The 9,842-nt window shown below is 71.4% G+C and carries 7 protein-coding genes and 1 pseudogene; 2 read left to right on the top strand and 6 right to left on the bottom strand.

The features are described from left to right. Both AB0J09_RS44035 and AB0J09_RS44030 read right to left on the bottom strand, forming a co-directional pair. Positions 1-1,052 (bottom strand): ATP-dependent helicase (locus AB0J09_RS44035; protein WP_360705068.1); only part of this gene is annotated, 1,052 nt, incomplete at its 3' end. Further along, positions 1,046-4,153 (bottom strand): ATP-dependent DNA helicase, encoded by a 3,108-nt coding sequence (locus AB0J09_RS44030; protein ID WP_360705071.1) that lies wholly within the window; start codon positions 4,151-4,153, stop codon positions 1,046-1,048. The genes AB0J09_RS44035 and AB0J09_RS44030, both read right to left, overlap by 7 nt. Before the next feature lie 241 nt (positions 4,154-4,394). On the opposite strand from AB0J09_RS44030, the gene AB0J09_RS44025 reads away from it, so the two are divergent. Then, positions 4,395-5,048 carry a class I SAM-dependent methyltransferase gene (locus AB0J09_RS44025; protein WP_360705065.1) on the top strand — a complete coding sequence of 218 codons (654 nt, stop codon included), beginning with the start codon at positions 4,395-4,397 and terminating at the stop codon, positions 5,046-5,048. A gap of 81 nt (positions 5,049-5,129) precedes the next feature. After that, the gene (locus AB0J09_RS44020; RefSeq protein ID WP_360705062.1) at positions 5,130-5,753 is read left to right on the top strand and encodes an NUDIX hydrolase; all 624 of its coding nucleotides are present in this window, start codon (positions 5,130-5,132) and stop codon (positions 5,751-5,753) included. A 188-nt stretch (positions 5,754-5,941) separates the two neighbouring features. Here AB0J09_RS44020 and AB0J09_RS44015 read toward each other — a convergent pair whose 3' ends face one another. The 4 genes and pseudogenes from AB0J09_RS44015 to AB0J09_RS44000 form a co-directional block, all read right to left on the bottom strand. Then, positions 5,942-8,794, bottom strand: coding sequence for a CDP-glycerol glycerophosphotransferase family protein (locus tag AB0J09_RS44015; RefSeq protein ID WP_360705059.1), 2,853 nt, complete (start codon positions 8,792-8,794; stop codon positions 5,942-5,944). A gap of 102 nt (positions 8,795-8,896) precedes the next feature. Further along, a complete protein-coding gene (locus AB0J09_RS44010) occupies positions 8,897-9,211 on the bottom strand; it encodes an MGMT family protein (protein WP_360705056.1) in 315 nt (104 codons plus the stop codon). Then, the gene (locus AB0J09_RS44005; protein ID WP_360705053.1) at positions 9,199-9,558 is read right to left on the bottom strand and encodes a hypothetical protein; all 360 of its coding nucleotides are present in this window, start codon (positions 9,556-9,558) and stop codon (positions 9,199-9,201) included. The genes AB0J09_RS44010 and AB0J09_RS44005 overlap by 13 nt, the downstream gene beginning before the upstream one ends. A 48-nt stretch (positions 9,559-9,606) precedes the next feature. Beyond that, positions 9,607-9,842: pseudogene (locus AB0J09_RS44000) on the bottom strand (serine protease); the annotation flags it as partial.

Below are 9,842 nucleotides of genomic sequence, written 5' to 3'. Positions count from 1 at the left end.
GGCAGCTGGACGCGGGCGGCGACGTCGAGCACGCGGTCGCCGTTGCGGAAGCTGACGCTGAGCTGGCGGATCTCGGCGGGGTCGCCGGTGCTGGTGCGGAAGTCCCGGTGGAAGCGGCGCAGGTTGCCCGCGGAGGCGCCGCGCCAGCCGTAGATCGACTGGCAGGGGTCGCCCACGGCGGTGACCGGGTGGCCGCCGCCGTACAGGGATCGGAGCAGGACGAGCTGGGCGTGGCTGGTGTCCTGGTACTCGTCGAGCAGGACCACCGAGTAGCGGTCGCGCTCGATCTCGCCGACCTCCTTGTGGTTGGCGGCGATCCTGGCGGCCAGCGACATCTGGTCGCCGTAGTCGATGACCTCCCGGCCGCGTTTGAGCCGCTCGTACGCCTCCACCAGCGGCAGCAACTGCTCCCGCGCGGCCTGGACGCTGAGCGGCTTGCGCTGGGCCACGGTCGTCCTGCCGGGGAGCGCGTCGTGCCTGTCTTGGAGCCACTCCCCCACCCGGCGCACGTCGCCGGACGAGCGCAGGTGCTCCGACAGCTCGCCGGCGAGCTCGAGCAGCGCGGCCGTCACCGACGGCGGGCCCAGCTCGATCCGGTCCATCGGCCCGTCGTACATCGCCACCACGCGCGAGGCGAGCTGCCACGACACGGCCGGCGTGACCAGGCGCATGGTCGGCTCGAGACCTTCGCGCAGCGCGTGGTCGGTGACCAGGCGCGCGGCGTAGGCGTGGTAGGTGGACACGGTCGGCTCGTTGTCGAGCGCACCCGGCTCCACCAGGCCGGCTTCGGCCAGGCCGTTCAGCCGCTCCCTGACTCTGGTGGCCAGCTCGGCGGCGGCCTTGCGGGTGAAGGTCAGGCCCAGGACGCTCTCCGGCTTGACCAGGCCGTTGGCGACCAGCCAGACCACCCGCCCGGCCATGGTCTCGCTCTTGCCCGAGCCCGCGCCGGCCATGACGACCATCGGCTCCAGCGGGGACTCGATGACCGTGGCCTGCTCGCGAGTGGGCGGCAGGATGCCGAGCTTGCCGGCGAGTTCGGCGGGGGTCAGCACACCTGGCCCCCGTTGTCGTTGACCGGGCAGCTGGCCCTGGCCGCGCACGTGCGGCAGCCGTCGTTGACCTTGGCCTGGAAGAACGGGCCCGACATGCCGATCGCCACCGTGTCGACCAGGTCCGTGGCCCAGCCGGGGTCCTTGTCCTCCGACAGCGGGGGCTGCTTCTGCTCCAGTGCCTCGTTCTTCCCCGCCGCCTTGCCGACCTGGACCAGCGCGGCGCCGCCCGGCTCGGTCATGCCGTGCCGCGCGAACGCGCCGAGCAGCGCGGCGAGCTGATAGACGCCGAGCTGGGGATGGCGGTCGAGGTCGCCCGCCTTGGGCTTGGAGCCGCCGGTCTTGAGGTCGATGATCACGGCGCGGTTGTCGGAGTCGCGCTCGACCCGGTCGACGCGGCCCTTGATCTGGACGCCCTCCGACACCATCGCGGTGAACGCCTCCTCCAGAGCCACCAGCTCGCGAGGGTTCTCCTTGTGCCAGCGCAGGAACTTGCCGATCATCTGCTCGGCGACCTGGCGCTGCTTGCGGTTGTACCAGACGCCGCCGAAGTCGAGGTCGTTCCAGATCTGATCGAGGCGGTCGCCCAGGAGGTCCTCGCTGGGCAGGTCGGTGGAGGCCAGGACGGCCAGGGCGTGGATGATGTTGCCCAGGCCCTGGGCGGTGCTGGTGCCCGCGGCGCCGACGGCCGTCTCCAGGAGCCAGCGCAGGCCGCACTTGGTGAAGCTCTCGACCGCCGAGGGGGAGATGCTGACGATGTCGTCGGGCCAGCTCAGGGGGCGGTCGTCGGAGATGGGCGTGAGGGCGTACCAGTCGTTGGGGTGGGCGCCCTGGACGCCCGCGGCAGCGAGACGGGCGAGCTGCTTAGCGGCATTTTGCCGGATTTTTCGTGGCTTAGTGGGATCGGTCACCGCGCTGCGCAGGTCGGCCACCAGCGCGGACATGTTCAGCCAGCGGGCCCGGTCGTCGACCGTGGCCGACTCCACCGCTCCCGGCATCAGCTCCGACAGGAACCTGGACGGCCGCTCGTCGGTGTCCTCGCCGCCCACCGCGGTCACCACGAGCCTGCGCCTGGCCCTGGTGACGGCCACGTAGAACAGCCTGCGCTCCTCGGCCAGCAGCTTGGAGATCAGCGAGGCGGCGTTCGGCTGGGTGCCCTCGACCACCTCGACGAGGTCCTCCACGCCGAGCAGCGACCCGCGCAGGCGCAGGTCGGGCCAGACGCCCTCCTGCACGCCTGCGACGACCACGACGTCCCACTCGAGGCCCTTGGAGCGGTGGGCGGTCAGCACGCGCACGGCGTCGCCGTCGGGGGCCCGGTCGGCCAGCGTGTCGCCGGGGATCTCCTGGGCGGCCAGGTCGTCGATGAACACCTCGGGGCCCGCCTTGGGCATCCGATCCACGAACCTGGCCGCGTGGTCGAACAGGGCCACCACGGCGTCGAGGTCGCGGTCGGCCTGCGCCCCCCTGGGGCCGCCCTGCAGGCTCAGATCGCTCCAGCGCCCGGCCAGCCCGCTGGCGTGCCACACGGTCCACAGGAGGTCTTCGGCGGTGCCCTCCTGCTGTGCGGCCTCCCGGGCCGCGGCGAGCAGCTTGGCCACGCGTTCGGCGGGGAGGGCGACGTGGGGCTCCACGCGGGTCAGCTCGCGTACGTCCTGGACCGCGGCGACCAGCAGCTCCCCCGAGGACCGCGTGCCCTCCGCCTCGTTCTCCGCGATCTTGAGTGCGCGGCGGAGACGGCGTACGCCGATCATGTCCGTGCCGCCGAGCGGCCCTGTCAGCAGCTCCTCGGCCACGCCCTCGTCGAGCTGGGCGGGATCCAGGGCCATCCGCAGCATGGTGAGCAGCGGCCGCACGCCGGGCTCCTGCGCGATCGGCACCTCGTCGCCCGCGATCATCGTCGGCACGCCGGCGTTGACCAGGGCCCGCCGCAGCAGCGGCACCTGGCGCTTGGCCGAGCGCACCAGCACGGCCATCCGGTGCCACGGCACCCCGTCGATCAGGTGCGCGCGGCGCAGCGTGTCGGCAACGATCGCCGCCTCCTGGCTGGTGCTGTCGGCCAGGAGCACCCGCGCATCGCCGGGCTCCGCCTCCGGCAGCGGCGCGAGGTCGCGATGGTCGTGCTCGTGGCCGTACGCGTGGTCGGGCATCGGGGCGACGGGCAGGCGGGCCGCGACCCGCCGGGAGGCCTCGAGCAGGTCGGCCCCGCTCCTGCGGCACACTCGCAGCGCCAGCACCGGCGCCTCGCGGCCGTCGCGGGTCTTGAAGCGCTCGGGGAACTTCATGATGCCCTGCACGTCGGCGCCCCTGAACCCGTAGATCGACTGGTCGGGGTCGCCCACCGCGACCAGGTCGCGGCCGTCGCCCGCGAGCTGGGCCAGCAGCAGCTCCTGCGCCGGGTCGGTGTCCTGGTACTCGTCGACGAACACCACGTCGTGCGCCGCCCGCTCCCGCTCGCGCACCTCCGGCCTGGCGAGCAGCGCGGAGGCGGCCCCGATCAGCTCGGCGTAGTCGTACGTCTCCTCCGGGTCGAGGTCGAACCTGTCCTGGTAGCGCCCGGCGAACCTGCCCGCCGCCGCCCAGTCGCTCCTCCCGTGCAGCCTGCCGAGCGCGATCAGCCGCTCGCCGTCGAGCCCGCGTTCGTTGGCCCTGGACAGGAAGTCGCGCAGCTCCTCGGAGAACCCGCGGGTCTTGAGCGGCTCGCGCAGCGACACCGGCCAGTCGAGCGCGCCGCTCTCCAGCTCGCCGTGGAGCAGCCGGCGGATCTCCAGGAGCTGCTCGGGACCGGTCAGCAGACGCGGCGGGGCCTTGCCCTCGAGCACGGACTCGCGGCGCAGCAGCGTGTACGCGTAGGAGTGGAAGGTGAGCGCCAGAGGGGTGCGGGTGGTGCGGCGCAGGCGGGCGGTGACGCGCTGACGCAGCTCCTCGGCGGCCTTGCGGCTGAAGGTGAGGATGAGCACGCGCTCGGGGTCGAGGCCGCGCCGGTCGATCCTGTCGACCACGCTCTCGACGATCGTGGTGGTCTTGCCGGTGCCCGGACCTGCGAGAACGAGCAGAGGGCCACTCTCGTGGGCGACCACGGCACGCTGGTGCTCGTCGAGCACAGGGGGCACAACTGGGCCACCGCTGCCACGCCGTACCAACCGCCAGGTCTGACCACTCACAGCACTAGATTCCACCAGACCACAGGGGTAGATCGTGCCGACTTGCCCGGTCTCCCCACGCGATCCGCCTACCGTATCGGGGCGAATCGCCGCTTCCCTGCCCGACACGCCGCCCTCCTGTTCGCCATAGGCGTCTCGAGATATGTCTTGACAGCGCCTAGACGCGACATATCGTGTTTCTATGACCAAGGGATACAAAGGTGTGGGCATGGAGGGCGCGATCGCCCGCTGGTACGCCACCAGCACCGGCAAGTCGCCCGGCAGGTTCGACGAGCAGGTCGTCAAGGTGCGCGAGCGCACCGCGCCAGGGAGCGAGATCTTAGAGCTGGCCCCCGGGCCCGGCTACCTGTCGATCGCCCTGGCCAGAACCGGTGACTACGCGGTCACGGGGCTCGACATCAGCGAGACGTTCGTGGAGATCGCCCGCTCGAAGGCGGCCGAGGCCGGGGTCGAGGTCGACTTCAGGCTCGGGAACGCCTCGGCGATGCCGTTCGACGACGAGAGCTTCGACTTCGTCATCTGCTGCGCGGCGTTCAAGAACTTCTCCGATCCCGTCGGGGCCCTCCAGGAGATGCACCGGGTGCTGCGGCCCGGCGGCCGCGCCCTCATCAACGACCTGCGCCGCGATGTGTCGAAGGAGGCCGTGGACGAGGACGTGGACCGGATGGGGCTCAGCGGGCTCTCCAAGACGTTCACGCGGTACATGTTGCGGTCTTTCCTGCCGCGGCGGGCGTACACCAAGAGCGAGTTCGAGCGGCTCGTCTCGGAGACCCGCTTCCGCACCTACGACGTGCGTCTCTCATCGCTGTCGCTGGACGTCGACCTGCGGAAGTGACCGCCGCCGATTCCTCGCACACGGAGCGTTGATCCTTGTAACGTAAGGTCAACATCTCGCCTTGGCGCGGAGGTCGATCGCATGCGGTGGCAGGTCCACTCCGAGAAGTCGCTGTACGCCGACCAGTGGCTGGACATCCGGGTGGCGGATGTGGAGCTGCCCGACGGACGCCGTCTCGATCATCGGCTCGTACGCACCGCGCCCGGCGCCGGGGCGGTCGTCACCGACGACCAGGACCGGGTGCTGCTGATCTGGCGGCACCGCTTCATCACCGACAGCTGGGGCTGGGAGATCCCGCTCGGCCGGGTGGACGAGGGCGAGATGCCCCTGGACGCGGCGGCACGCGAGGTCGAGGAGGAGACCGGCTGGCGCCCCGGCCCGTTGCGGCCGCTGCTGTCGATCCAGCCGACGAACGGCTTCTCCGACCACCTCCACCACATCTACCGCGCCGACTCGGCCACCCACATCGGCCCGCCCTCGGACCCCTGGGAGGCGGAGCGGGTGGAGTGGGTGTCGATCTCGGGCCTGCGCAAGCTCATCGACAGCGGCGAGATCGTCTGCGGCACCACCATGACGTCGCTCCTCTACCTCCTGGTGGAGAACCTCCCTCACACCGGCCTCCGCCGCGCCGAGGACCTCCCCTTCGAGACGGGCTACGACCCGGACCGCCGCTTCCTCCTACCGGACCTCCCCGACCTCTTCTGATGCCACACGAACGGTGCGCGCCCTGGGTGCGGATCAGGCGCGCACGGAGAGTGGCACGCCGTTGACCACGGAGCCGGCCAACAAGACGCTCGTCACGGCGACCAGCCCGTGAGCCTTCACGACCGGCCATGACAGACGGCCACCGACGTCGGTGCGTGCGGCCCACCGTGCGAAGCCGTAACGGATGATCAGAAGAACAGGTGATCGACCACGCGAGCTGTCGCCTTGCCGTCGTCGCGGGGGGCGAAGGTGGCGCGGAAGGACTCGTATCGGTCGGAGTGGGCGGCGGCGACGGAGTCGATGGACCGCAGGGCGTCGATCACCTCGGCCGACGTCGACAGCACCGGCCCCGGCGCCTGCTCGGCCAGGTCCAGGTAAAGCCCCCGCTTCGTCGAGTACTTCGCCAGGTCGTACCCGTAGAACACGATCGGCCGTCCCGTGCACACGAAGTCGAACATCACCGACGAGTAGTCCGTCACCAGCACATCCGCCACCAGCAACAAGTCCGCGATGTCGGGATAAGTGGTGACGTCGTGGGCGATGTCGGGAACGGCGGGCATCGCCTGCATCGGATGCGCCCGCACCAGGATCTCGTGATCGGCCCCCAGCGCCTCGCGCGCCTTGGCCAGGTCCAGCTTGACCATGGCGTTCTTGCGGTCGTAATCCCGCCACGTAGGCGCGTACAGGATCACCCGCTTGCCCTCGACGAGCCCCAGCCGCTCCCGCACGGCGGCCGCCAGCGCCTCCCGGTCGGGAGAGTGGAGCACGTCGTTACGCGGCAGCCCGCTCTCCAGGATCTCGCCCTTGTAGCCGAAGGCCTTGCGCAGCACCGGCGTCGCCCACGGCGACTGCGAGAGCAGCAGGTCCCAGCCACGCACCTCCGCCGCCTGCCGGTGCCAGATCGGCGGCTTCGGGTCGCGGGCCATGTGGGACTGGTCGTTGCCGATGTGCTTGGCCGGGGTGCCGTGCCACGTCTGCACCACCACCTGGTCCTCGCGGGCACGGAACCAGGCCGGCAGGAACGAGTTGGTCACGATGTGGCGGGACCTGGCGAGCGCGGCGTGGTGCTCGCGGCTGCCCGCCCGGATGACGGTCGCGCCGCCGGGCGGCACGAAGGCGCCGTCCTTGACGATCCAGATGTGCTCGCGGTCGTCGCCCCGCCGCAGCCGCTCCTCGTAGATCGCGCGGACGCTGTCGGCGTAGAGCCGCCCGTCGTTGACGACGTAGACGGTCGCGTCCGTCAGCGGCTCCGTGCGCTGGGCCGGGTAGAAGACGCGGCGCAGCACGTGGGTGCCCGCCACGCCGCGCTCGTCCGCGGGCCTGGCCTCCTCGACCGTCACGACCGGCACGTCGAAGCGGGTGGAGATCATCCGGTATGTGCGCCCGTCGAACGTGCGCGGATCCTCGTCAAGCCCCAGCAGGGCCGCGTGGTCCATGCGCAACGGCACGATCTCGCCCGACGGGTGGCGGATCGACATGTTCCAGGTGCCGGAGGCCAGCGGCACGGACTCGCCGAAACGGTCCATGGCCGACGGCTCGACGCGTACGGAGAACTCCTCGCCGGAGCGCTCCATAGGCAGCCAATAGGACAGCCCGGACCGGTGCCGCAGCGTCAGCGTGCGGGGCCCGGGAGCGTCGGGATAGCGGCCGCGCAGGACGAGCGAGGAGCCCTCCCAGACCGCGGAGCTGATCACCGGGCGGATGCGGTGAGCCGAGACGATCACGCGGTCGCGGCGGTCACCGAGCACGGTGATCTCGCGGTCGCCCACCGCCGTGCGGGTCTCCACCAGGTCGGCGAGCATGACGGACGCCGCCGGGTCGCCCTTGGGCTCGACCCAGAGCCGCCGCCCGTCCTTCTCCTGCAGCAGCGCGGGCACGGCGAGGCCCACCACAACCTGCGTGCCGTCGCCCGCCGGGGTGAATTCGGCGGCGATGCGGTGGCCGCCGAGCCGGGCGTGGCCCTTGGTCACCGTGCGCCCGGGCAGGAAGATCTTCAGCTCCAGGCGCTCGCCCTCGACTGACGCGCCCGTCAGCTCGGCCCGGTTGGGCTGGAGCACGATCTGCAGCGCCCGGTCGGACGTCCACACCGGCCTGATCCACCAGCCCGGCTTCAGCCGGCGCCCGGCGGGACGCTCCGGCCGGCCGACGGAGGAGCCGCGCAGCAGGCCCGTGGCCCGCGCGCCCCGGCTCCAGAACACGATCTCGGCCCGCCACGTCGTGGTGTCGGGCACGGACGGCCGGTGACGCATCCGCCGGCGCACGGCGGACACCACGCCGCGCACGGCACCACGCCAGCGCAGCGGCCACGGGCTCAACTCGGCGCTGAACCCGGACCAGTCGTAGTTGCAGCCGGGCTCGCGCGCGCCATGCGTGGCCTCGGGCGCGAGCACGCGGCGCGTGCGCATGCGGATGGGCGGCAGCCAGCGTGGCCCACGCAGCACCACGGTCGCCCAGTTGAACCTGCGGCTACGGACGGAGAGCCCCGCCAAGTACGCGAAACCGGTCACGCGCAGCTTGCCGTCGACCCAGACGATGTCGTCGATGTGGGTCACCGGCACCAGGTCGGCGCGCCGCAAGTGGTAGAGGTCGGGCGACAGCTCGTCGCGGAAAGGCAGGTCGGCGTACCAGCGCAGGCCCTTGCGGATGCGCTTGGACGGCTCGGCCGCCGCGGTCACGACCTTGACGAGCGTCTCGCCCTCGACGAGCTCCTCGTCGGGCCGGTGCTCGATCAGGTGGACGATGACACGCCGCGAGACCGGCAGGTCGCGCTTGACGCGTGCGTCGACGGCCGCCAGGTAGGGCCGCACGAGGTCGAGCATCTCTCGCCGCCGCGCGGCACCGCGCTTGACCGCCAGGTCCATGCGCGTCCCGAGCGGGCCGCTCAGCACCTCGGTGTCGAACGCGGCATCGAGACCGCCGGGACCGACCGCTCGCATGACCGCTTCGAGAGGCTCTCCACGATCGCAGAGATCCTGGACAGCCTTCAGGCGGTCGGCGAGCGAGTCGCCGCCCTGGCTCTGGGCTGTGACGCCGGTGGCCATAGGGAGGCACCGCCTTTCGGGCCGCCATCAGTGTTCTGCCTATGGTAATCGGAGTCACATGTCACGGAATCGCACGTTCGGCGAAACAGCAGGTCACGCCCCTTACTGAAAATCCGCTGAACGCCCGTCCCACCGCCCCCTGCGCATGTCCACCCGCTCGCCCCGCAAGGGGGTGCCCTCCTCGCGCCAGTGGGCCAGGCAGCGTTGCAGGTGGTCAGGGGCCGCGCCGCTGCCGTCGGCGTGCACGACGCGCCACCACGGCACACCGCCGCCCCATGTGGACATCACCTTGCCGACCTGCCGGGGGCCGCCCTCGCCGAGGTATTCGGCGATGTCGCCGTACGCCATGACCTTGCCGGGCGGGATGCGCTCGACGAGGTCGAGCACCCGCTCGGCGAAGGGGTTCAGGGGCTCCATGCCGCGGGTCCCGCGTCGATGATCTCGTCGAACTTGCCTATCTCCATCGCGCTGCCGCCCGTCAGGACCTCGATGACGCCGTCGCGCAGCGCGTAGACCTCGCCGTCCTCGCCCAGCAGCCGGGCGCCGAGCGCGACCGACAGCCTGAGGAGCTGTGCGACGTGCCAGTCGGAGCCGGGCTCCCCGATCAGCTGGCCCTGCCAGCGCGCCACCGCGTGCGTGCCGCCCCTGTGTGCGGCCACGATCTCGTCAGATCCGCGCAGCTCGAAACCGGCCGGTGCGATGGCCTTCGCGAGCTCCGCGAAGGCGAGTGGCGACTCGCGCACCACCCGCAGCTCGTATCCCATGACGCGGGACCATAGCGGAACTTTACTGTTCGCGCGGATCGTAAAGGTTCACTCCTTGCGCTGATTGAGCACGATGATCGCGCCGCAGAACATAACAAGCGCGACCAGCACCCCTCCCCCGTACAACCACAGCCGGAGCGGGTCGGGCCCCGGCCGTGTCGGCACGGGCGAGTCCTCGCCCTGCCCGAAGTGCTCCTTGCCTGCCGCGACACTGGGTTGCTCGCCGGTCAGCCGCTCGGCGGCGTTGAGCGCGGCGGCCGCGTCGACCACCCCGTACCCGGTCT

This window comes from Nonomuraea sp. NPDC049784 (assembly GCF_040659615.1).
Lineage (GTDB): Bacteria > Actinomycetota > Actinomycetes > Streptosporangiales > Streptosporangiaceae > Nonomuraea.
This window is presented reverse-complemented; position numbering and strand designations above follow the sequence as displayed.

Excerpts from the sequence above, each read along its gene's own strand:
- AB0J09_RS44025 (WP_360705065.1), top strand. The coding sequence starts at position 4,395 with ATGACCAAGGGATACAAAGGTGTGGGCATGGAGGGCGCGATCGCCCGC.
- AB0J09_RS44005 (WP_360705053.1), bottom strand. The coding sequence starts at position 9,558 with ATGGGATACGAGCTGCGGGTGGTGCGCGAGTCGCCACTCGCCTTCGCG.
- AB0J09_RS44010 (WP_360705056.1), bottom strand. The coding sequence starts at position 9,211 with ATGGAGCCCCTGAACCCCTTCGCCGAGCGGGTGCTCGACCTCGTCGAG.
- AB0J09_RS44015 (WP_360705059.1), bottom strand. The coding sequence starts at position 8,794 with ATGGCCACCGGCGTCACAGCCCAGAGCCAGGGCGGCGACTCGCTCGCC.
- AB0J09_RS44020 (WP_360705062.1), top strand. The coding sequence starts at position 5,130 with ATGCGGTGGCAGGTCCACTCCGAGAAGTCGCTGTACGCCGACCAGTGG.